General features: G+C 71.8%; 19 protein-coding genes. 13 read left to right on the forward strand and 6 right to left on the reverse strand.

All coding sequences use genetic code 11. The features are described 5' to 3' along the window. Positions 1 to 121: 121 nt before the first annotated feature. From ACMCNK_RS01615 to ACMCNK_RS01650, 8 genes are all read left to right on the forward strand, one after another. Positions 122 to 781 carry a glycosyltransferase gene (locus ACMCNK_RS01615; RefSeq protein WP_412734573.1) on the forward strand — a complete coding sequence of 220 codons (660 nt, stop codon included), beginning with the start codon at positions 122 to 124 and terminating at the stop codon, positions 779 to 781. Further along, positions 778 to 1440: a DUF2064 domain-containing protein gene (locus tag ACMCNK_RS01620; protein ID WP_412734574.1), complete on the forward strand. Its 663-nt coding sequence runs from the start codon at positions 778 to 780 to the stop codon at positions 1438 to 1440. Before ACMCNK_RS01615 ends, ACMCNK_RS01620 begins: the two co-directional genes overlap by 4 nt. Further along, the gene (locus ACMCNK_RS01625) at positions 1437 to 2078 is read left to right on the forward strand and encodes a class I SAM-dependent methyltransferase (RefSeq protein ID WP_412734575.1); all 642 of its coding nucleotides are present in this window, start codon (positions 1437 to 1439) and stop codon (positions 2076 to 2078) included. Before ACMCNK_RS01620 ends, ACMCNK_RS01625 begins: the two co-directional genes overlap by 4 nt. Beyond that, positions 2051 to 3349 (forward strand): molybdopterin-dependent oxidoreductase, encoded by a 1299-nt coding sequence (locus ACMCNK_RS01630; RefSeq protein WP_412734576.1) that lies wholly within the window; start codon positions 2051 to 2053, stop codon positions 3347 to 3349. The genes ACMCNK_RS01625 and ACMCNK_RS01630 overlap by 28 nt, the downstream gene beginning before the upstream one ends. Then, entirely contained in the window at positions 3346 to 3810 is a 465-nt protein-coding gene (locus ACMCNK_RS01635) for a hypothetical protein (RefSeq protein ID WP_412734577.1), read from the forward strand. Before ACMCNK_RS01630 ends, ACMCNK_RS01635 begins: the two co-directional genes overlap by 4 nt. Before the next feature lie 10 nt (positions 3811 to 3820). Continuing rightward, positions 3821 to 4528 (forward strand): response regulator transcription factor, encoded by a 708-nt coding sequence (locus ACMCNK_RS01640; RefSeq protein WP_412734578.1) that lies wholly within the window; start codon positions 3821 to 3823, stop codon positions 4526 to 4528. Then, positions 4525 to 5541, forward strand: a complete 1017-nt coding sequence (locus ACMCNK_RS01645; protein WP_412734579.1) for a sensor histidine kinase — start codon at positions 4525 to 4527, stop codon at positions 5539 to 5541. The genes ACMCNK_RS01640 and ACMCNK_RS01645 overlap by 4 nt, the downstream gene beginning before the upstream one ends. Positions 5542 to 5647: 106 nt before the next feature. Further along, positions 5648 to 6763 (forward strand): lactonase family protein, encoded by a 1116-nt coding sequence (locus ACMCNK_RS01650; RefSeq protein WP_412734580.1) that lies wholly within the window; start codon positions 5648 to 5650, stop codon positions 6761 to 6763. Between the two features lie 4 nt (positions 6764 to 6767). On the opposite strand, the gene ACMCNK_RS01655 is transcribed toward ACMCNK_RS01650, so the two are convergent. From ACMCNK_RS01655 to ACMCNK_RS01670, 4 genes are read right to left on the reverse strand one after another with little or no spacing between them, the layout of a single operon-like run. Further along, a complete protein-coding gene (locus ACMCNK_RS01655) occupies positions 6768 to 7763 on the reverse strand; it encodes a TIGR03842 family LLM class F420-dependent oxidoreductase (RefSeq protein ID WP_412734581.1) in 996 nt (331 codons plus the stop codon). Positions 7764 to 7781: 18 nt separating this feature from the next. Beyond that, a complete protein-coding gene (locus ACMCNK_RS01660; protein ID WP_412734582.1) occupies positions 7782 to 9263 on the reverse strand; it encodes a CoA-acylating methylmalonate-semialdehyde dehydrogenase in 1482 nt (493 codons plus the stop codon). An 11-nt stretch (positions 9264 to 9274) separates the two neighbouring features. Beyond that, positions 9275 to 10675 carry a dihydropyrimidinase gene (gene hydA, locus ACMCNK_RS01665; RefSeq protein ID WP_412734583.1) on the reverse strand — a complete coding sequence of 467 codons (1401 nt, stop codon included), beginning with the start codon at positions 10673 to 10675 and terminating at the stop codon, positions 9275 to 9277. Then, positions 10672 to 11511, reverse strand: a complete 840-nt coding sequence (locus tag ACMCNK_RS01670) for a nitrilase-related carbon-nitrogen hydrolase (RefSeq protein WP_412734584.1) — start codon at positions 11509 to 11511, stop codon at positions 10672 to 10674. The genes hydA and ACMCNK_RS01670 overlap by 4 nt, the downstream gene beginning before the upstream one ends. Positions 11512 to 11672: 161 nt before the next feature. Here ACMCNK_RS01670 and ACMCNK_RS01675 point away from each other — a divergent pair, with 161 nt between their 5' ends. The 5 genes from ACMCNK_RS01675 (at position 11673) to ACMCNK_RS01695 (ending at position 16066) form a co-directional block, all read left to right on the forward strand. After that, entirely contained in the window at positions 11673 to 13055 is a 1383-nt protein-coding gene (locus ACMCNK_RS01675; RefSeq protein WP_412734585.1) for a PLP-dependent aminotransferase family protein, read from the forward strand. Between the two features lie 14 nt (positions 13056 to 13069). After that, the gene (locus ACMCNK_RS01680; RefSeq protein WP_412734586.1) at positions 13070 to 14374 is read left to right on the forward strand and encodes an aspartate aminotransferase family protein; all 1305 of its coding nucleotides are present in this window, start codon (positions 13070 to 13072) and stop codon (positions 14372 to 14374) included. A 56-nt stretch (positions 14375 to 14430) separates the two neighbouring features. Beyond that, positions 14431 to 14865 (forward strand): hypothetical protein, encoded by a 435-nt coding sequence (locus tag ACMCNK_RS01685; RefSeq protein WP_412734587.1) that lies wholly within the window; start codon positions 14431 to 14433, stop codon positions 14863 to 14865. Further along, positions 14862 to 15170, forward strand: a complete 309-nt coding sequence (locus tag ACMCNK_RS01690; RefSeq protein ID WP_412734588.1) for a winged helix-turn-helix domain-containing protein — start codon at positions 14862 to 14864, stop codon at positions 15168 to 15170. The genes ACMCNK_RS01685 and ACMCNK_RS01690 overlap by 4 nt, the downstream gene beginning before the upstream one ends. Before the next feature lie 62 nt (positions 15171 to 15232). Next, positions 15233 to 16066, forward strand: a complete 834-nt coding sequence (locus tag ACMCNK_RS01695; RefSeq protein ID WP_412734589.1) for a PIG-L family deacetylase — start codon at positions 15233 to 15235, stop codon at positions 16064 to 16066. Here the strand turns inward: ACMCNK_RS01695 and ACMCNK_RS01700 are convergent. Both ACMCNK_RS01700 and ACMCNK_RS01705 read right to left on the reverse strand, forming a co-directional pair. Then, entirely contained in the window at positions 16031 to 16531 is a 501-nt protein-coding gene (locus ACMCNK_RS01700; protein ID WP_412734590.1) for a nitroreductase/quinone reductase family protein, read from the reverse strand. The two genes, ACMCNK_RS01695 and ACMCNK_RS01700, sit on opposite strands and share 36 nt — an antisense overlap. 196 nt (positions 16532 to 16727) lie before the next feature. Continuing rightward, positions 16728 to 22379, reverse strand: coding sequence for a lectin-like domain-containing protein (locus ACMCNK_RS01705; protein ID WP_412734591.1), 5652 nt, complete (start codon positions 22377 to 22379; stop codon positions 16728 to 16730). Positions 22380 to 22519 lie beyond the last annotated feature (140 nt).

Raw genomic sequence — 22519 nt, forward strand, 5'->3', positions numbered from 1 at the left:
GGCCCGTTCCTGGCCGGCCGTCAGGGGTTCGTAAGAACCGCCGCCCACGTCACCGTTCCGTAAGACCTTGTCATCACCGCGTAAGCCCTTCGGGGCCGGACCGCGCATAGCGTCCGGCGTCATGACCGATGTGGTTCTTCCCTGCCGGAACGAGGCGGCAGCCCTGCCGGCCCTGCTGGCCCGCATGCCCCCGGGGTACCGGCCGATCGTGGTGGACAACGGCTCGACCGACGGTTCCGCCGCGGTGGCCCGCGCCCACGGCGCCGACGTGATCAGCGTGTCCGAGCCCGGGTACGGCGCTGCCGTGCACGCCGGTGTGCTGGCGGCCGACCCGGACGACGGGGTGGTGTGCGTGATGGACGCCGACGGCAGCTTCGACCCGGCCCAGCTGCCCCGGGTGGCCGTCCCCGTACGCGGGGGCGCGGCGCGGCTGGGAGTCGGCCGTCGCCGCCCGGCCGCCCGGGCGGCGTGGCCGCTGCACGCCCGGGCCGCCAACGCCGCCCTCGCCTGGCGGCTGCGCCGTACGTGTGGTCTGCCCGTGCACGACATCGGCCCGGTCCGGGCCGTGCGCCGCGACGACCTGCTGGCGCTGCGGCTGCGCGACCGGCGTTTCGGCTACCCGCTGGAGTTGCTGATCGCGGCCGGGCGGGCGGGCTGGCCGGTGCTGGAGGTCGACGTCGACTACCACCCGCGGGCCGCCGGCACCCGCTCGAAGGTGACTGGCACGGTGCGTGGCACGCTGCGCGCGGTGCGGGACATGAGCGCGGTGCTCGCCCGGTGAACGCGACCCGCTCGCCGCGGATCCTGGTCCTGGCGAAGGCGCCGGTGCCCGGACGGGTCAAGACGCGGCTGTGCCCACCCTGCACACCCGTGCAGGCGGCCCGGGTCGCCGCTGCTGCCCTGGGCGACACGCTCGGCACGGTCACCGCATCCGCGGCCCGCGCCCGCGTCCTGGTCGTCGACGGCGCATATGTGGCCCCGCCGGGATGGGAGACTCTCGCGCAGTGCGGCGGCCCGCTCGGCGAACGCCTGGCCAACGCGTTCACGGACACGCCGGGAGCCCCGGCCGTCCTGATCGGCATGGACACGCCCCAGCTCAGCGCCGCGCAGGTCGACGCCGCCCTGGCGCCGCTGGGCGCGGCCGGCGGCCCGGACGCGGTGCTCGGCCCGGCCGTCGACGGCGGATGGTGGGCGCTGGGTCTGCGCGATCCCGGCCACGCCGAGGTTCTGCGGACGATCCCCACCTCCACATCGGACACCGCGAGCCGCACGTTGGCCGCGCTGCGCGGCCGCGGCCTGCACGTGCATCTGCTGCCCCGGTTGCGCGACGTCGACACCGCGCCCGACGCCCACGCGGTGGCCGCCCTGTGCCCGCCCGGCAGCCGGTTCGCTGCCGCCGTCGCAGCCGACGTCCCGGTACGGACGGGAGCTGCCCGGTGAACGCCGCCGACGTCTTCGACGCCGCCATCGCCCGGGCGGCCGCGGGCCGTCCCGCCGCGTTCACCGCCCGGCACCCGGGTGGCGGAACACACCGGTTCGACCCCGGCGCCTGGTGCCGGGACGCGATCGCCGGAGACGCGGCACTGCTCGACCGGTGCACCGGTACCACGCTCGACATCGGCTGTGGTCCCGGCCGGCTCACCAGCGCCCTGACCGGCGCGGGCCGACCGGCGCTCGGCATCGACATCAGCGCCACCGCGGTACGCCTGGCCCGCCGCCGCGGCGCGGTCGCGCTGCGCCGCGACGTCTACGACCCGGTGCCCGGCACCGGCCGCTGGCGGCATCTGCTGCTGGCCGACGGCAACATCGGCATCGGCGGCGACCCGCACCGGCTGCTGCGCCGCTGCCGCGGGCTGCTCGCCACCGACGGTCGCCTGCACACGGAGCTGGCGCCGCCGGGCACCCCCGCCTGGTCGGGTGCGGCGACCGTACGGAATCCGGCCGGTACCGGCAGCGCCCTGAAGTGGGCCTGTGTCCCCGTCGACGACCTCCCCGCGCTGGCCGCAGCCACCGCGTTGCGCATCCTCGGCACCTGGACGGAGGCAGGACGATGGTTCGCCACCCTGACGCCCCACTGAACGAACGCCGCCGGCGCGCCCGATGGTGGCTGGCACCCCTGCCGCCCCCACCGGCGGCCCTGCGCCGGGGACCGCTGCGCCCGGACGCGTTCCCGTCACCGCTGCGATCGACCCGGCTGACCAGCCGGCTCGGTATTGCGCTCGGTGTGGCGTTCGGCGTCTGCTTCCTCACGGGTCTGCTCAGCCATCTCATCCAGCACCCGCCGGGCTGGTTCATCTGGCCGTCGCGGCCGGTGTGGCTCTACCGGCTCACCCAGGGTGTCCACGTGGCGACCGGCCTGGCCTCGGTGCCGCTGCTCGGGGTCAAACTGTGGTCGGTCTACCCGCGGCTGTTCACCTGGCCGCCCGTACGGTCGGTTGCGCACGCGGCCGAACGCGCAAGTGTCGGCGTGCTCGTCGCGGCGGCGCTGTTCCAGGTGATCGGCGGCGTGCTGAACATCTCCCGCTGGTACGCGCCGATGCCGTTCTTCTTCACCACAGGGCACTACTGGGTCGGCTGGCTCGCGGCCGGAGCACTGCTGGTGCACGTCGGCGTACAGCTGCCGGTCGTCACCGCTGCCCTCGCCCGCCCCCAGCCGCCGGACCTCCCACCGCGGCGGGCCGAAGCCGCGGTCGCCGAGGCCGCGGTCGACGAGTCCGCCGCCGACCCAGCGGTCGCGCGGCGGGGGATGAGCCGACGCGGGCTGCTCACGGCGACCGCCGCCGCGGCCGGGCTGATCACCGTCACGACTGTCGGGGAGACGATCCGGCCGCTGTCCGGTCTCGCGGTGCTCGCCCCGCGGCGCCCCGACGTCGGACCACAGCGCGTGCCGGTGAACAAGAGCGCCGACGGCGCCGGGGTGCGCGCTGCCGCGCTGGATCCGTCGTACCGGCTGCTGGTCGACGGCCCCGGCGGGCACCTGAGCCTGGACGTCGCCGCCCTGAACGCCCTGCCGCAGCACACCGCGGACCTGCCGATCGCCTGCGTGGAGGGCTGGAGCGCGACCGCGACGTGGACGGGCGTACGCCTGGCGGACCTGGTGGCGCTCGTCGGCGCCGACCCGGCTCGGGCCACGGTACTGGTGGAGTCGTTGCAGGCGGCCGGCCGGTACCGGAGCTCCACCGTGCCGCCGCAGCTGACCCGTGACCCGCTGACGCTGATCGCGCTGCGGGTCGGCGGCGAACCCCTGCACATCGACCACGGGCATCCGGCGAGGCTGATCGCCCCGAACCGGCCCGGCGTGCTGCAGACCAAGTGGATCGGCCGGATCGCCGTGGGCGGGCCGCGATGACGACCCGGGTCGTACTGATCGGCGCCGGGCTGCTGGCCATGGCGTACGCGGCCGGCGGCGCCCTCACCGACCCCGGCCTGGACGTGCGTGGCGTGCTGCTGTTCCTGACCGGGGTGCTGATCGCCCACGACGCCGTGTGGATGCTGGCCGTGCTGGGCACCGGGGCTGCCTTGGCGCGCCTGGTCCCGCCCCGGCACCGGCCCGCGGTACGCGCCGCGGCGATCAGCGCCGCCGCGCTCACCGTCGTGGCGTTCCCCCTCGTCACCGGTGCCGGACGGGCGGTGGACAACCCCTCGGTGCTGCCCCTGCCGTACGGCCGGAACCTGGCCGCCGTGCTGCTCGTGATCGCCGCCGCGACGCTGCTGACGCGCCTGCGGCGCCCCCGGCGAGGCCGGCCGGCGGCGGGCCGTAAGAAATCCGAAAGACCCGGCGACCAGGGCCCGGGACCCGTGGATGGGTAGCGTGACCCGGATGGGACATCGGGTACTGGTGGTCGACGACGATCCGACGGTCAGCGACGTCGTCCGGCGCTACCTGGAGCAGGCCGGCTGTGAGGTCCGGCTCGCCGCCGACGGCGCCGACGGCCTCGCCGCGATCGCCGCCGAGCAGCCCGACCTCGTCGTCCTCGACGTCATGATGCCCGGTATCGACGGCCTGGAGGTGTGCCGCCGGGTCCGGCGGCAGCTGCCGGGCCTGCCGGTGGTCATGCTCACCGCCCTGGGCGAGGAGGCCGACCGCATCCTCGGGCTGGAGGTCGGCGCAGACGACTACGTGACCAAACCGTTCTCCCCCCGCGAACTCGTGCTGCGTATCCGGTCGGTGCTGCGCCGCACCGCCGGGGCGGCGAGTCCCGCGATCCCGGTGAAGCTGGCCGACGCGGAGCTGACCGTCGACACGGCGCGCCGCATCGCGGAGCTGGACGGCGCGCCGTTGGCGCTGACCGTCCGCGAGTTCGACCTGCTGGTGTTCCTCATGCGCCACCCCGGGCACGCGTGGTCCCGCGCGGAGCTGCTCGACAAGGTGTGGGGCTGGCAGTTCGGCGACCAGTCCACCGTCACCGTCCACGTCCGGCGGCTGCGCGAGAAGATCGAGCAGGATCCGGCCGATCCCCGGCGCATCCGCACCGTCTGGGGCGTCGGTTACCGGTACGACCCGCTCGACGACGGGGACCGCCGATGAACGACATGCTGCTCATCGGGCTCTACGCGCTCGCCGCCGGGGGCGTCGTCGGGCTGGCCGGTGCGGCGGCGTTGCGGCTGCTGCGCGGCGCGTCGATCCTCGTACACATCCTGGTGCTGTTGGTGGTCACGGTGCTGGCCGTGGTCGCCGGTGTCGGCACGGTCGCCCGGGCCATGTTCCTGTCCGCCCACGACCTGAAGGTCGTGCTGGTCACGGTGAGCGCCGCCGCGGTGATCAGCCTCGCCCTCGGGGCGGTATTCGGCCGCCGGCTGGCCGCGTCCGCCGTGTGGGCGCAGGCCGCCCGGGAACGGGAACGGCGGCTGGAGGCCGGCCGCCGCGAACTCGTCGCGTGGGTGTCGCACGACCTGCGTACGCCGTTGGCCGGGCTGCGGGCGATGGCCGAAGCCCTGGAGGACCGCATCATCGACGACCCGGCCACGGTCGACGAGTACCACCGGCGGATCCGGGTCGAGACCGGCCGCATGACCCGGCTCGTCGACGACCTGTTCGAGCTGTCCCGGATCAACGCGGGCGCGCTGCGGCTCATCCCCACCACCGTGCCGCTGGGCGACGTGGTGTCCGACGCGATCGCCGGCGTCGCCCCGCTCGCCGCTCGCCGGAAGATCCACGTGGTCGCCGCGGACAGCGGCTGGCCCGCGGTGCGCGCGGGCGAACGCGAACTCGCCCGGGTCGTCAGCAACCTCCTGATCAACTCCGTCCGGTACACCCCGGAGGACGGCACCGTGCAGATCACCGCCGGCCACGAACGCGACAACGTGTGGCTGGCCGTCTCCGACACCTGCGGCGGCATCCCCGACAACGACCTGGACCGCGTCTTCGACGTGGCGTTCCGCGGTGAACGCTCCCGCACCCCCGGCGCGGCCGACTCCGGCGGCGGGGGAGGGCTCGGCCTGGCGATCGTCCGCGGCCTGGTCGAGGCCCACGGTGGACACGTGAACGTCCGCAACACCGACCGCGGATGCCGCTTCGAGGTACGCCTGCCCGCCGCCTGATCCCACCGCTCACCCGAAGTGGTTAACGATCTTCAAAAGGCCCGCGCTCGCACACCGCGCCCCGCATGCTCAACGGGTGATCACACGCCGACCCGGAAGGGCACCGATGCGACGCCTCACCATGCTTGCTTGTGGACTCGCGGTTGCCGGTTCCACCTTCCTCGCCGCCCCCGCCCATGCGCAGTCGTCGCGTCATGCGGTGTTCGTGCAGCTCAACGGCCTCGCCGGCAACAGCGTGCAGGCATACCAGCGGGCGCGCAACGGCACCCTGACGTCGGCGGGCCGTTACGCGACCGGTGGCCTGGGCGGCGCGGAGGTGCAGGCCACGGTGGACCCGCTGGCGTCGCAGGGATCGCTGGTCTACGACGCGCCCCACCACCGCCTGTACGCCGTCAACGCGGGCAGCGACACCCTGACGGTGTTCGACGTCGACGGTGCGCGGCTGACCCGCCGCCAGGTGGTGGGCTCCGGCGGCGCGTTCCCGGTCAGCATCGCCGTACGCGGTGACCTCCTGTACGCGCTCAACGCCGGCGCCGACGGCTCCGTGCAGGGCTTCCAGATCACCCGGGCCGGTCTGGCGCCCCTGTCGTACGCGCACCGCTCCCTGCGCCTGGCAAACGCGAACCCGCCGGTGTTCATCAGCGCCCCCGCCCAGGTCGGCATCAGCCCGGACGCGCGTCACCTCGTGGTCACCACCAAGAACCACAACACGATCGACGTGTTCGCCCTGGACCGCGACGGGCGCCCGCACGGCGACGCCGTCGTCACCCCCACGCTCACCCCGGTGCCGTTCGCGTTCGACTTCACCCGGCAGGGGATCGTCGTCACCGAGGTGGGCACGTCGGCCGTGACCCACTACCGGCTGCGCGCCGACGGGACGCTGACGCCGCTCAGTTCCGTGGCCGACGGCCAGGTGGCCCTGTGCTGGATCCAGGCCCTGGCCGGTCACCTGTACGGGGCCAACGCCGGCAGCGGCACCGTCTCCGGATTCGAGCTCGGCGCCACCGGCCGGGTCACGCTGGCTCCGCGCAACGGGGGAGTAGCGGCCCGCCCCGGCGGCGCCCCGATCGACATGACCGCCACGGGTGGCTACCTGTACGTGCAGAACCCCGGCACCGGCCGCATCGACGGATACCGGGCGGCCGCCGACGGCACCCTGACCCCGGTCACGACGGTCAGTGGGCTGCCCGCCCCCGGAATGGAAGGGATCGCCGCCAGCTGACGGTTCACAGCATCGCCGGGACGATGTGCTCGCCGTACGCGTCCAGCGTCGACTCCTTCGCGTCATGCTGCAGGTAGACGGCGAACTGGTCGACGCCCAGATCCTTGAGTTCGTTCAGCCGTTTGAGGTGGTTCTCGACCGGGCCGAGCACGCAGAACCGGTCGACCACCTCGTCCGGCACGAATGTGGCGTGCGAGTTCCCGGCCCGCCCGTGTTCGGCGTAGTCGTAGCCCTGCCGTCCCCGGATGTAGTCCGTCAGCACCTGCGGCACGGCGCCGTCGCCGCCGTAGCGGGCGACGATGTCCGCGACGTGGTTGCCGACCATGCCGCCGAACCAGCGGGTCTGGTCGCGCTGATGCGCGATGTCGTCACCCACATAGGCGGGCGCGGCCACGCAGAACTTGATCGCCGCCGGGTCGCGGCCCGCCTTCGCGGCTGCGGCGCGGACCGCACCGATCATCCATTCCGCGATGTCCGGGTCGGCGAGCTGCAGGATGTAGCCGTCACCCACCTCGCCGGCCACGGCCAGAGCCTTGGGACCGTACGCGGCCACCCAGACGTCGAGCCGGCTGTCCGGCGCCCACGCGAACCGCAACTGCCGGTCGCGCAACGTCACCTCTTCCCCGTTGCCCAGCCCCCGGATCACCTGTACGGCCTCCCGCAACTGCGCCAGCGTCTGCGGCTGCGCGCCGAGCACCCGCAGTGCCGAGTCGCCCCGGCCGATGCCGCAGATGGTGCGGTTGCCGTACATCTCGTTGAGCGTGGCGAACAACGACGCGGTGACCGTCCAGTCGCGGGTGCCGGGGTTGGTCACCATCGGCCCGACGACCACGCGGGACGTCTCGTCCAGGATCTTGGAGTAGATGACGAACGGCTCCTGCCAGAGCACGTGCGAGTCGAACGTCCACACGTGACTGAACCCGGCCGCGTCCGCCTTCTTCGCCAGCTCGACCACGCCCCGCGCGGGCGGGTCGTTCTGCAACACGACCCCGATGTCCATGCTCCTGGCAGGCATTGCTCACCGCACTTTCGGGAAGCCGAGGTCGACCTCGGAGGTGGCCGGGCCGGGCCACCGGGAGGTGACGACCTTGCCGCGGGTGTAGAACTGGATGCCGTCGGGGCCGTACATGTGCAGGTCGCCGAAGAGCGACGACTTCCAGCCGCCGAAGCTGTAGTAGGCGACCGGGACCGGCACCGGCACGTTGACGCCGACCATGCCGCACACCACGTCGTACTGGAACTGCCGGGCCGCGCCGCCGTCGCGGGTGAAGATGGCGCACCCGTTGCCGAACTCGTTGGCATTGACCAGATGCAGCGCCTCGTCGTACGTGTCGACCCGTACGACCGACAGCACGGGACCGAAGATCTCGTCGGTGTACAACGGCGAGTCGGTCGGCACCTTGTCCACCAGGGACGCTCCGAGGAAGAAACCCGGCCCCTGCGCGATCGGTTCGTTGCGGCCGTCGACGACGACGTCGACACCGGCGTGGTCGAGATACGCCGCCACCTTGTCGCGGTGTTCGCGACTGATCAGCGGGCCCATCTCGGCGGCGGGATCGGTGGCCGGGCCGACCGCGATCCGGCCGATCCGCTCGGTGATCGCGGCGACCAGCGGGTCGGCGCTGCCGCCGACCGCCACGACGACCGAGATGGCCATGCAACGTTCCCCGGCGGAGCCGTACCCGGCGGAGACCGCGGCGTCGGCGGCCGCGGCGATGTCCGCGTCCGGCAGCACGACCATGTGGTTCTTCGCGCCGCCCAGTGCCTGCACCCGCTTGCCCGCGGCGGTGCCGCGCTCATAGATCGACTTCGCCACCGGGGTGGACCCGACGAAGCTGAGCGCCTGCACGTCCGGGTGCGCGATGAGTGCCTCCACCGCGGTGACGTCGCCCTGGACCACGTTGAACACGCCGTCCGGCAGACCGGCCTGGTGCAGCAGGTCGGCCAGCAGCAGCGACACCGACGGGTCCTTCTCGCTGGGCTTGAGCACGAACGTGTTGCCGCACACCAGCGCGTTCGCGAACATCCACATCGGCACCATGGCCGGGAAGTTGAACGGGGTGATCCCGGCGACCACCCCCAGCGGCTGCCGGATCGAGTACACGTCCACGCCGTTCGACGCCTGTTCGCTGTACCCGCCCTTGAGCAGGTGCGGCGCGCCGGTGGCGAACTCGATGTTCTCCAGGCCGCGGGCCACCTCACCCTCGGCGTCGGCCACGGTCTTGCCATGCTCCGCGCTGACCAGCGACGCGATCTCCTTGCGGTTCGCGTCGACCAGCTCACGGAAGCGGAACATCACCTCGGCGCGCCGGCTCAGCGACTGCGCCCGCCATTGCGGGTACGCGGCCAGCGCGGCCGCCACCGCCGCGCCGGTCTCGTCCGTGGTGGCCGCGACCACGTACGCCTGCTGCTCACCGGTGGCCGGGTCCCAGACCGGCAACCGCCGTCCGCTCGTACCCGGCACGGTGTGGCCGTTGATCCAATGATCGATCGCGCGCATGCGCCCCCCTTTTAGAGCAGGTAGTCGGAAAGCCCGCGCTTGACGAAACGGCCGTGACCGGCCCGGCCGGTGTAGGTGCCGCCGCGCGCGACGACCGTGCCGCGGGACAGGACGGTGTCGACGCCGCCGTCGATCTCCCAGCCCTCCCACGCGGAGTGGTCCATGTTCATGTGATGCGTCTCGACGCTGATCCGGGTGCGCGCGTGCGGGTCGTAGATGACGATGTCGGCGTCCGAGCCGGGCGCGATGACGCCCTTCTTCGGGTACAGGCCGAACATCCGCGCGGGCGTGGTCGCGATCGTCTCGACCCAGCGGGCCAGTGACAGCTTGCCGTCGACGACACCTTGGTAGAGCAGGTCGACGCGGTGCTCGACGCCACCGATCCCGTTCGGGATCTTGGAGAAGTCGCCGAGACCCAGCTCCTTCTGGTCCTTCATGCAGAACGGGCAGTGGTCCGTGGAGACCACGGACAGGTCGTTGGTACGCAACCCCTGCCACAGGTCGGCGCGGTGGCTCTCCTTGCCCGACCGCAGCGGCGTCGAGCACACCCACTTGGCGCCCTCGAAGCCGGGCGCGCCGAGCTGGTCCTCCAGCGTCAGGTACAGGTACTGCGGGCAGGTCTCGGCGAACACGTTGCGGCCCAGGTCGCGAGCCGCCTTGACCTGTTCGAGGGCCTTGGACGCGGACAGGTGCACGATGTACAGCGGGCAGTCGGAGGCCACCGCGGCCAGCCAGATCGCCCGGCTGGTCGCCTCGGCCTCCAGCTCCTGCGGCCGGGTCAGGCCGTGGAAGACCGGGTCCGTCTCGCCGCGCTGCAGGGCCTGCTGGACCAGGACGTCGATAGCCGGGCCGTTCTCCGCATGCATCATGATCATCGACCCGTTGGCGCGGGCCTTCTGCATCGCCCGCAGGATCTGCCCGTCGTCGCTGTAGAACACCCCCGGGTACGCCATGAACAGCTTGAAGCTGCTGATGCCCTCGTCGGTGACGAGCCGGTCCATGGCCTTGAGCGACTCGTCGTCGACGCCGCCCAGGATCATGTGGAACGCGTAGTCGATGTGGCAGTTGCCGTCGGCCTTGGCGTGCCAGGCGGCCAGGCTGTCGTGCACGACCTCGCCGTAGCGCTGCACCGCGAAGTCGATGATCGTGGTGGTGCCGCCGATCGCGGCGGCCCGGGTGCCGGTGTCGAACGTGTCGCTGGCCTCGGTGCCGCCGAACGGCAACTGCATGTGGGTGTGCGCGTCGATGGCGCCGGGGATGACGTACTTGCCGGTGGCGTCGATCGTCTCGACGTCGGACGGGCCGCGGCCCGGGGCGTACAGCGCGGCGATCGTCTCGCCGTCGACGAGTACGTCGGCGTGGTGGGCCCCGGTGGGGCCGATGACCAGGCCGCCCTTGATCAGCGTGGTCACGGGTTCACCAGTCCCTGGTAGCTGTCGGGGCGGCGGTCGCGGTAGAACTGCCAGCGGTCGCGCACGGTGCCCAGCAGGCTCATGTCCAGGTCGCGGACGACCAGCTCCGGGTGGTGCGTGTCGGCGACCTCGCCGACGAACTTGCCCTCCGGGTCGACGAAGTACGACTGGCCGTAGAAGTCGTTGTCGCCCAGGTCCTCGATGCCGGTCCGGTTGATCGCACCGACGAAGTACTCGTTGGCCACCGCGCTGGCCGGCTGCTCCAGCTGCCACAGGTAGCTGGACAGGCCGCGACTGGTGGCGGACGGGTTGAACACGATCTGGGCGCCGTTCAGGCCCAGGGCACGCCAGCCCTCCGGGAAGTGCCGGTCGTAGCAGATGTACACGCCGACCTTGCCGACCGCGGTGTCGAACACCGGGTAGCCGAGATTGCCGGGCCGGAAGTAGAACTTCTCCCAGAACCCTTTGACCTGCGGGATGTGGTGCTTGCGGTACTTGCCCAGGTACGAGCCGTCGGCGTCGACGACCGCCGCGGTGTTGTACAGGACGCCGGGCTGCTCCTGCTCGTACATGGGCAGGACCATCACCATGCCGAGTTCGGCGGCCAGGGCCTGGAAACGTTCGGTGGTGGGGCCGGGGATCGCTTCGGCGTACTCGTAGAACTTCGCGTCCTGGACCTGGCAGAAGTACGGGCCATAGAACAGCTCCTGGAAGCAGATCACCTTCGCGCCCTGGGCGGCCGCCTCCCGGGCATAGTCCTCGTGCGCCTTGATCATCGATTCTTTGTCGCCCGTCCAGTTGGTCTGGACGAGAGCGGCCCGAACGACACCGGTCATGGAGTAGCCCCTCCTCGGTACGGCGTGGATCACCCTGTGATCGTCCGACCGTCCGTCGTCCGCTCCTGGCTTGACATCGGGGCCGGATACCGTAGGACACTACGACACAGAATCTGGCGTACAAAGACCCTACTGCTACGAAATGTTTGGGGAGCCGTACCTTGCTCGCGCTCATCGCGGAGGCCGTCGACGACCGCAGCGCCCGCGGAATCGCGGCCGCCGTGAGCCGTCTGGTCACCGCGGGCACCCTGGTCGCGGGCACCCGCCTGCCCACGGTGCGGGACGTGGCCCGGTCGCTGGGAGTCAGCCCGACCACGGTCAGCGAGGCGTGGGGGAGCCTGGCGCGCGCCGGGGCGATCCAGACCCGGGGACGGTCCGGGACGTTCGTGACCGGTGCGGTATCCGGGCGCACCCGCCTGCGGTACGCGCAACTCGGCAGCACCTCGGCCGGACTGCCGTGGGACCTGTCCACCGGCGTACCCGATCATGATCTGTTGCCGGACGTGACCGCCGCGCTGCGCCGCATCGGTGACGGCCGGCTGACGACCAGCTATCTCGACGCCCCGGTTCTGCCGGCGTTGCATGCCGCGCTGCTGCAGCGGTGGCCGTTCACGCCGCAGCGGCTGACCGTGGTCGACGGCGCGATGGACGCCCTGGACCGGATCATCGGTGCCGCCGTGCGGTTCGGCGACCATGTGCTGGTGGAGAACCCGGCGTTCCCGCCGCTGCTCGACCTGCTGGACGCGGCCGGGGCGACCGTGGTCGGGGTTCCGCTGGACTCGGGCGGCCTGTCGGTCGCCGCCCTGACCGAGGCGCTGTCCCAGTGCGATCCGGTGGCGCTGTTCCTGCAACCGCGGGCCCACAACCCGACCGGGGTGAGCATGTCGCCCACGCGGGCCCGGGAGCTGGCGGCCGTGCTGGCCGGGCATCCGCGGGTGACGGTCGTCGAGGACGACCACGCCGGCGACATCGCGACCGCGCCCCCGGCCAGCCTCGGCACCCACCTGGACGGCCGGACCGTACACGTGGCCGGCTTCTCCAAGAGCCACGGGCCGGACCTGCGGCTGGCCGCGGTCGGTGGCCCGGCCGACCTGATCGACGCGGTGGCCGACCGCCGCCTGCTCGGCCCCGGCTGGTCCAGCCGCATCCTGCAGGCCGTCCTGCTCGACCTGCTGACCTCGCCGGACACGATCGCCACGGTCGCGAAGGCGCGCGACGAGTACGCCCGGCGCCGCGCCGCCCTGCTGTCCGCGCTGGCCGAACGCGGCGTGCCCGCCGACGCCGCGGACGGCATCAACCTGTGGCTGCCGGTCGACGACCAGCAGCGGGCGATGGTCACCCTCGCCGGGCACGGCATCGGCGTCGCCCCGGGTACGCCGTTCCTGGTGTCCCCGGCCGGCGGCGGAGACCATGTCCGGCTGACCGTGGGCCTGGTCCGCGACGGCTTCGACGACCTCGCCGACGTGCTGGCCGCGGCGGCCGGCCCGGCCGGCGGCAACGGCTCCGGTTCCCGAGCCCGCCCGCACCCGCGAGGCTGGCGCTGACGAAAGGTTGCGCGATGACGGACGACCTGCTGGCCCGGCACCGGGCCGTGCTGCCCGCATGGATGCCGCTGTACTACGGCGAGGAACCGCTGGAGATCGTCTCCGGCTCGGGACGCCGGGTGGTCGACGCCGCCGGGCGCTCCTACCTCGACTTCTTCGGCGGCGTCCTGACCAACATGATCGGGTACGACATCCCGGAGATCTCCGCGGCGGTGACCGAGCAACTCGCCACCGGCGTCGTGCACACCTCCACGCTGTACCTGATCCGCCAGCAGGTGGAGCTGGCCGAGAAGATCGCCCGGCTCTCCGGGATCCCGGACGCGCGGGTGTTCTTCACCAACTCCGGCACCGAGGCGAACGAGACCGCGCTGCTGATGGCCACCAACATCCGGCGCTCCAACCAGATCCTCGCGGTCAAGAACAGCTACCACGGCCGGACGTTCGCCACCATGGCGATCACCGGCCACCGCAGCTGGTCGGCCAGCTCACTGAGCCCGTTGCAGGTGGCCTGGCTGCCGTCGGGCGACCGGGTACGCGGGCGCATGCACGGCCTCTCCGACGCCGACCACATCGAGGTCGCCGTCGACGAGCTGCGCGAGGTGCTCGCCACGGTCACCGCGGGCGACGTCGCCGCGCTCATCGCGGAGCCGATCCAGGGCGTCGGCGGATTCGTCCACGCGCCCGACGGGCTGCTCGGGGCGTACAAGAAGGAGCTGGACGCGCACGGCATCCTGCTCATCGCGGACGAGGTGCAGACCGGGTGGGGGCGTACCGGCGCCCACTTCTGGGGCTACCAGGCGCACAACGTGGAACCGGACCTGATCACGTTCGCCAAGGGCATCGGCAACGGGTTCGCGCTCGGCGGCGTCGTCGGCCGTGCCGCGGTGATGAACGCGGTCCCGGCGATCAGCTTCTCCACGTACGGCGGCAACCCGATCTCCACCGCGGCGGGCAACGCCGTCCTGGACTATCTGCTCGACCACGATCTGCAGGCCAACGCCCACCGGGTGGGCGCGGTCCTGCTCGACGGGCTGCGTACGGCACTGGCGTCCAGCGGCATCGTCGCCGAGGTGCGCGGCCGGGGATTGATGATCGGCATCGAGTTCGTCCGCCGCAGCAGCATCGAGCCGGACGCGGCCGCCGCCACCGCGGTGTTCGACGCCTGCCGCCGTTCCGGTCTGCTGGTCGGCAAGGGCGGCCTGTACGGCAACGTGCTGCGGATGGGTCCGCCGCTCACGCTGACCGAGGACGAGGCCCGCGAGGGGCTGGCCATTCTCGTCGAGGCGATCAGGACCGTGGAGGCCGCCGAAGTCCACTGATCTCGCCAGACAGAGAACTAGTTGTCAGATTGGAAACTAGTTGCTAGCTTGACCACATGAGTGATCAGGCAGCCCCCGACATGGGTGACAACGTCTTCGACACCGCACAGGCCCGCGCCGCACTCGACGCCGCCGAGCGGGCATCCACCGCCGGTCGTCGGACCGCGGGCCGGTGGGCCCGGCGCTACCTGCTCGGCTTCGGCGCGGTGTCCGCCGGCTCCGTGCTGGCCGTCTGGGCGATCTCGCCCTGGGTGTCGTCCGCGTGGTGGGGGGTGGGGTATGCCCTGCTGGTCCTGCTGTTCACGGTCTGGCTGAGGCGGCAACCGGTCCGGGCGATACCCCGGCGCGTGCTCTTTCTGACCATCGTGGCCTGGGGCATCGTGTTCGGCGCCACGATGTCGTTCGGCCTCGACTACCCGGTGGCGTATCCGATCGGCGCCGCCGCCGGATTCTCGGTGTGGGCGGCGGCCGCCTGGTGGGTGGGCCGGTGACCGGCGCGCACCCGCGCCACCGCCTCGATCCGCTGATCCACGCCCCGATCCGGCTGTCCATCGTGGCGTACCTGTCCGAAGTGGACCGTGCTGAGTTCGCGCTGGTCCGCGACGCGGTGGAACTGACCGCGGCAGCGCTGTCCAAGCAGGTCTCCCTGCTGGAGGAGGCCGGTTACGTCACGGTCGAGAAGGGCTACGTGGGCAAGCGGCCGCGCACCTGGCTCGCCCTCGCGCCAACGGGCCGGGAGGCGCTGGCGCGCCACCTGGCCGCGCTGCGCGCCATCGCCGAAGGGCAGTCGCGGTGACCCCGTGAACGGTCGTGGGCGCCGTCGTCTTTCGCGTACGGCTCGCGGCGTAGGGTTTCGTCATGGATGCTCGCCCCCTGACATTGATGGCAGTGCACGCGCACCCCGACGACGAGGCCACCGGCACCGGCGGTGTCCTCGCCCGCTACGCGGCCGAGGGGATCACGACCGTCCTGGTCACCTGCACCGACGGCCGCTGCGGCGACGGACCGGGCGGCGTCAAACCCGGTGACCCCGGGCACGACCCGCTGGCGGTGGCCGCGATGCGCCGCACCGAGCTCGAAGCGAGCTGCGCCGAGCTGAAGGTCACGCACCTGGAAATGCTCGATTATGCGGACTCCGGGATGATGGGCTGGCCCACCAACGACGCGCCCGGCTCCTTCTGGGGTACCCCGGTCGCCGACGGGGCGCAGCGGCTCGCCGAGCTCCTCCGACGCTACGAGCCGGACGTCGTCGTCACGTACGACGAGAACGGCTTCTACGGCCACCCGGACCACATCCAGGCGCACCGCATCACCATGGAAGCGGTCGCCCTGACCGGCATCCCCGCCAAGGTGTACTGGACCACCGCCCCGCACTCGGCGATGGCCGCGATGGGCGAGGTGATGCGCGAGTTCGGCGTCGACTGGGACGAAGCCGGGATCGACGAGAAGGACGGTGTGCCCCAGCTCGGCCTGCCCGACGAACAGATCACCACCTGGGTGGACACCCGGGCGTTCAGTGGGCAGAAGTACGACTCGCTGGCCGCGCACGCCAGCCAGAGCGAGAACGTCCTGTTCCTGCGCATGGGTATGGAACGGTTCCGCGAACTGATGGGCGTCGAGACGTTCCTGCGGGTGCACGACAGCACCGGCGCTGCACTACCCGAGGACGACCTGTTCGCCGGGCTGCGCTGACGTGAGCAGGACGGTGGCCAGGTCGTACTCCCGGACCGCCTCCTCGAGCTCCGGCACGGTCGGCACCCGGCCGGTGTCGGTCGTCAGACCCGTCTGGCGTTGCGTGCCCTTCCATCCGATTTCCTCGATCATCCGGCGCAGTGTGTCCGCCACGGACGCGGGCACGTCGTCGAGTTCGGCGTGCATCGGCTGGCGGTGACCCGCATGCGTCACCTCGATGTCGGCGCCGCCGCGGAGATTGGCCCGCCAGCGGTGTTGGGTGACGACGACGAACCGGCCGTCGAGGTCGACGTACCCGACCGGGATGTCGTAGCGATGGCCGGTCCTGCGGCCGGTGACGTGGAGGATGAGGAGCGCGCCGTCCACGGCCCGGTGCAACGGGGACCTCAACGTGGCGCGTACCGCCGGGTTGATCAGGTTGATGAGGCGTTGCGGGGGAAGCCTGCGACCGATGGTGGTGGGCATCCTGATCACCGTCCTGCCGGTGACGCGGCGGGTACGTTCCCGTCCCTCCACTCGATCCTCCCCGTTCGGGAGATCACGAGGTGGAGTCCTCGGTCCTGACTTCGGCGGGCTGGAAGCCACATCCGGGAAGGGGCGGCCACCGTTTCGCACGGCGACCGGGACGCGTCGAGTTTTCGCACGATGGCGGAGGCGTGCCTCAGGGCCAGAGCCTGCCGGTACGGTTCCGTCGCCGGCGCGCCGCGGTGGTGAGGACGATACCGAGAGCGGTCACCGTCAGGGCGGCGAGGGCGGTCACGGCGACGGGCGGGCCGGTGACCGGCATGGTGGTCACGGCCGCCGCCGCGCCTGCCGCCGTCACGGCTCGCGACCAGCGGGCTTGTTGCCGGTCGCCGTCGGGTGAGTCCGCGGTGGCGGTGGCGATGTTGACGATTTCGCGCGAGGTCACATCGCCGCTGGTTGCCGCGTAGGTGGCGGTGCACACGATGGACCGGCCGGGCGCCACCGGTGCGGGCGGACAGGTGACCGGCGCGACGATGGGGTCCGTGACGGCCACGTCGGTCAGGGTGACGTTGCCGGTGTTGGTGACCTGGAACGTGTACCGGATCTGTTCGCCGTCATTGGCGAGGTTGTCGCCGTTGGTGTCGACCAGGTGGGCCTGCTTGACGACGGTCAGGGCCGCTGCCCGGGCGGTGGGCATGGTGGTCTGCGCGGGTTCGCTGCGCACCAGTTGGCCGGCCAGGGCGACTGGCCGCGTGACGGCGGTGGTCTGCGCGCCGCCGGCCGGGGCGGTGCCTTGCGCGGTCGCGGTGTTGTAGACAGCCCCGCTGTCGATGTCGGCCTGCGTCACGCGGTACGAGACACGGCACAGGACGTCGGCACGCGGTGCGAGGGCCGTGGCCGGGCATGCCACTGCGCCGATCGGGTGGTCGGTGAGCGTGATGTCGGTCAGGGTGACGTTGCCGGTGTTCGTGACGGTGTACGCGTACCGCACCGCTTCGCCGAGGTCCGCGGTGCCACTGCTGTTCGCGTCTTGCAGGTCGCCCGACTTGGTCAGGCCGATCGACGGTGTCGCCGCCACGGTGTCGATGTCGTCGGTCGCGAGCGGGCTGTCGATGTCCGGCCCGGTCGGCGGTGTGCCGGTGGCATGCGCCTCGTTGTGCACGGCCCCGGCATCGACGTCGGCCTGGACCACCGTGTACGTCGCGGTGCAGCTCATCGTCGCGCCCGGGGTGAGGGCGCCGCCCGGGCAGCTGACCGCGCCGATCCGGGGATCGTCGGCGGTCACGCCGGTGAGCGTGACATTGCCGCTGTTGATGATGGTGAACGTGTAGTCGACGGTCTGCCCGACGTCGGCGAGCCCGGCGACGCCGCCGGGGCCGGGCGGGCCGAGCACGTGCGCCTTGCTCAGCACGAGGCCCGGCGCGGGGATGTTGGAGAGGATGTCGTGCACGGCGGGGTTGCTCGTCGTCGTACCGGTCGGGGTGTTCGCGTCGGCGGTCGCCTCGTTGTGCACGGTGTCGGCGAGCACGTCGGCTTGGGTGACCGTGTAGCCGGCGGTGCAGGTGATGGACGTCGCGGGCGGCAGGGGACCGGGTGGGCAGGTGATCGGGGCGGCCTTGGGGTCGTCCACGGTGACGCCGGTGAGCGTGGTGTTCCCGCGGTTGGTCACGGTGTACGTGTAGTCGACGGTCTCGTTCTCGTCGGCCACGCCGTTGCCGTCCACGTCGTTCAGCGCGCCGGTCTTGTCGAGGCCGATGCCGGACAGGTGCGGCACGGTGTCGATGTCCAGGACCGCGGTGTTGCTGGTGACCGCGCCGGGCAGCAGGGACGTGGCGGTGGCGTTCGCCGTGTTGTGCACCACCCCGGCATCCACGTCGGCCTGCGTGACCGGGTACGGATCGGCGGTGCAGGTCATCGACTGGCCCGGCAGCAGTGCCGCCGGCGGCGGGCAGGTCACCGGGCCGGCCGACGGGTCGGACACCGCGATCGTGCTGGCGGTGATGGTGCCCGTGTTGGTCACGATGAACCGGTACGAGATGGTGTCGCCGACGTCGGCCAGGGCGGCGCCGCCGTCGATCGTGGCGTGCTTGTCCAGCGCGAGGCCGGCCACGGGCACGTTGGAGGCGACGTTCACGTCGACCGCGGGGCTGGCCACGTCGCCGTTGTCGAACGGGTCGGTGCCGTGGGCGGTGGCACTGTTGTGGATCTGGTGCGCGACGACGTCCGCGGAGACGACCAGGTGGTTGCCGGTGCACGTGGTGCTGGCCCCGGGTGCGAGCGCGGCGGCGCAGCTGATCGTGCCGAGCTGCGAGTCGTCGACCGTGATGTTGCTGAGGGTGACCGTGCCGCGGTTGGTGACGGTGAACGTGTACCCGATGGTCTCGCCGACGTCTGCCAGACCGTTCGGGGTGGCGTTCTCCTGCAAGGTGGCCGTCTTGGCCAGTGCGAGCGCGCTGCTGTGGTTGGCCTGCAGCTCGGCGGTGGCGGTGTGGGTCACCGCGGTGTCGCTGGGGTCCAGCGCCTGGACCGTTGCCGTGTTCTGGGTCGTCGCGCCGACCCGGTCCACGTCGGCCTGGGTGACGACGTGGGGCGCGGCGGTGCAGGTCATGTGGTTTGGTGCGGTGGGATCCAGGGTGGTCAGCGGGCAGGTGACCGGGCCCAGTTTCGGGTCGGTGACCGCTATGGCGTGCAGGGTGGCGTTGCCGACGTTGGTGACCTCGAACGTGAAGGTGATCTGTTCGCCGACGTCCGCCAGGTCGTTGCCGTTGGTGTCGTCGAGCGTGGCTCGCTTGACCAGCACGATCGCGGGGGCGTTCTTCGGCGTGGGGACGTCTGTGCTCGCCGTGCTGGTCACGTCGGGGCCGGACGGTGGGGTGCCGAGCGCGGTGGCGTCGTTGTGGGCGACATCGGCGTCCACGTCCGCCTGGATGACGGTGTAGGTCTCGGGGGTGCAGGTCATCTGCGCGTTCGGTGCCAGGGTGGTGGAGGGGCAGGTGACCGCGCCGACCGTGGCGTCGTTGATCCGTACGTTGGTCAGCGTGGTGTTGCCGGTGTTGCGGATCCCGAACGTGTAGACGATCTGCTCGCCGAGGTCGGCGACGGCGTCGCCGTTGGTGTCCTGCAGGGTCGCTGTCTTCCTGATGAGGATCGAGGGGGCGTACACCGGAGTGAGCACGTTCGCGGAGACGGGCTGGCTGCTGATCGCCGCCCCGGTGGGCGGCGACGCCGTAGCCGTCGCCTGGTTGTGGACGGCGTCGGCGACGATGTCGGCGTTGGTCACCGTGTAGCCGGCCGAGCAGGTGGTCGTGGCACCGGGCGGCAGCGCCGCGCCGGGGCAGGACACGGGCCCCACCTTCGGGTCCGCGACGGTGACCGCGGTCAGTGTGACGTTGCCGGCGTTGCGCAGCTGGAACTGATACGCGATCTGCTCGCCGAGGTCCGCGAGGTTGTTGCCGTTCGTGTCGGTCAGGGTCGCCGTTTTGGTCAGTGTCACGGCGGGCTCGCGGGCGGGCGTCGCGGTGTCGGTCGTGGCGGCCATGCTGACCGTGTCGGGCCCGCTCGGCGGTGTTCCCCGGGCGGTGGCGCTGTTGTGGACCATGCCCGCGTCGACGTCCGCCTGGCGGACGGTGTACTGCCGGGTGCAGGTCGTGGTCGCGGCCGGGGCGAGGGTGGTGACCGGGCAGGTCACCGGGCCGACCTTCGTGTCGGTCACGCCGACCGCGGTGAGGGTGGCGTTTCCGGTGTTGGTCACGGCGAACGTGTAGGCGATCGTTTCACCGACGTCCGCGAGGCCGTTGCCGTTGGCGTCGGTCAGCGCGGCGGTCTTCGTGAGGCCGATGTTCGGGGCGTACACCGGTGTCGGGGTGCGGGTCTCGGCGGGCAGGCTGGTCGCGACCGTGCCGTTGGGCGCGGTGCCGCGGGCGGTGGCGACATTGTGTACGTCGTCCGCCACCACGTCCGCGTCGGCGACGGTGTAGGCGCCGGTGCACTGCATCTGGGCCTGCGGCGCCAGCGTCGTGCCGGGGCAGGTGATGGTGCCGGCCTTCGGGTCGGTGACGGCGACCGCGGTCAGGGTGACGTTGCCCGTGTTGCGGGCCGTGAAGGTGTAGTCGATCCGCTCGCCGAGGTCGGCGAGCTTGTTGGTGTTGCCGTCGGCCAGCGTGGCCGTCTTGGCCAGGGTGAGCGAGACCTTCGGCGCGGGGGTGGCGGTGTCGGTGGCAGCCGGGGCGCTGACGACCGTACCGCCGGCGGGAGGTGTGCCCTGCGCGGTGGCCGAGTTGTGCACGACCCCGGCGTCCGCGTCGGCCTGGGTCACGGTGTACGCCGCCGTGCAGGTCGTCGCCGCGCCCGGGGCCAGGCTCGTGGCCGCGCAGTTGACCGTACCGAGCTTCGGGTCGGTGACGCCGACGCCGGTGAGCGCGACGTTGCCGGTGTTGGTCACCCGGAAGGTGTAGTCGATCCGCTCGCCCGGTTCGGCCAGCCCGTCGCCGCTGGTGTCCGTCAGCGCCGCGGTCTTGGTCAACGTCAGCGACGGTGCGGGCGTGATCGGGACGGTAACCGTGGACGGGTTCGACGTGATGCCGCTCCCGGCGGCAGCGGTCGCGGTGTTGCTGTAGGTGGGGTTCAACGCGTCCGCAGCGGTGATCACGTGGCTGCCCTTGCAGACCATCTGACTGCCCGGGTCCCCGGCCGCGGTCAGCGTGGTGCGGGGGCAGGTGATGCCGCTGACTCCCGGGTCGGTCACCTGGACCCCGGTCAGCTGCGCGACGCTGGTGTTGACCACCACAAACTCGTAGGGCACCAGGTCGCCGGGGCCGTAGCTGGCCGGCTGGGTGGTGGTCCGGTCGACCTGCTTCGTCAGGCTCAGCGTGCCCAGCGGGGTGACGCTGTTGACCACCATGTCGCGGATCAGGTGCACGTCGGTGGACCCGCCGGTGCTGGCGGTGAAACCGAACTTGTAGGTGGGTGGCACGTCCCTGGTCGCCGTGCGGGTCAGTACGGTGCGGAAGCCGGCGCCATCGGAGAAGTCGATCTCGACGGTCAGGGTGGGGCGCAGGCCGGGGCTGACCGTGATCCGTACGGGCCGGGCCGCCGCCGCAGGCCCGACCAGGCTTCGCAGCGAGCCGGGCAGGGTCGACGCGCTGCCGGACGTGGAGCTCGTCACGTAGCAGTATCCGATGGTTCCCTCGCCCGGCCCGCGAAGGGTCACGGTGTTGGGAATGCGGCCGTACGGCGACGGGGGAGCGCATCCGGCACCTTTGCCGAAATTGTCGGCGACGAAGTTGCCGTAAGAGTCGAATCCCACGCCCATGAAGGCGCCGTGCACGCCCGGTGCGCCGGTCTGCTGCGCGTAGCCCAGCGACCCGCCCGGAGCGCCCACACTGGTCAGTTCGGTGGAGCCGTCGGTGAGGAAGAACGCGATGCCGTCCGCCGCGCTGCCCGCGTACTGGTATTGAGTGAACGTGACGACCAGACCGCCGCCGGCGGGCAAGGGGCGGTTGTAGACGATGCCCCCGGCACGGTTGTTCGTGGCGTCGGTCAGCTGCAGGTAGCCGGGTACGGTCCCGGTCTGCGGAGCGCGGTTGCGCAGCGCGCACCGGGCCAGTCCGGACCGCCCGGCGGGCGCGGTCGCGGACGACGCACCGGTGAGGCATGCGTCGTTGAGCGGCAGAACGCCCGGGTCGGCGACCGACGCGCCCTGGAAACTCTCGTCGAACAGCAACGAACCGGCCGCCGCCACCGCGGGCGTGACCCGCACCGCCAGACCACCTGCCGTCGTCGCGGCCAGCAGCAGTCCCGCCCCGGCCACCGCAACAACCCGCCGCCAGTCCATCACCACGCCCGGCACACCGCCTCATACGCCTCTGAAGCACCAAAATGCGATTTCGAGGTCAATCCGTACGAAGGATATGCAGCGGGTCGATCTTCCTGCGGAAAAATACGACATGCGTCATCCGCCGAAGACCCGCCGGAGGCAGCGCCACCACA

This window comes from Krasilnikovia sp. MM14-A1259, from assembly GCF_047159535.1.
In the GTDB taxonomy this organism is placed as follows: Bacteria; Actinomycetota; Actinomycetes; order Mycobacteriales; family Micromonosporaceae; genus Actinoplanes.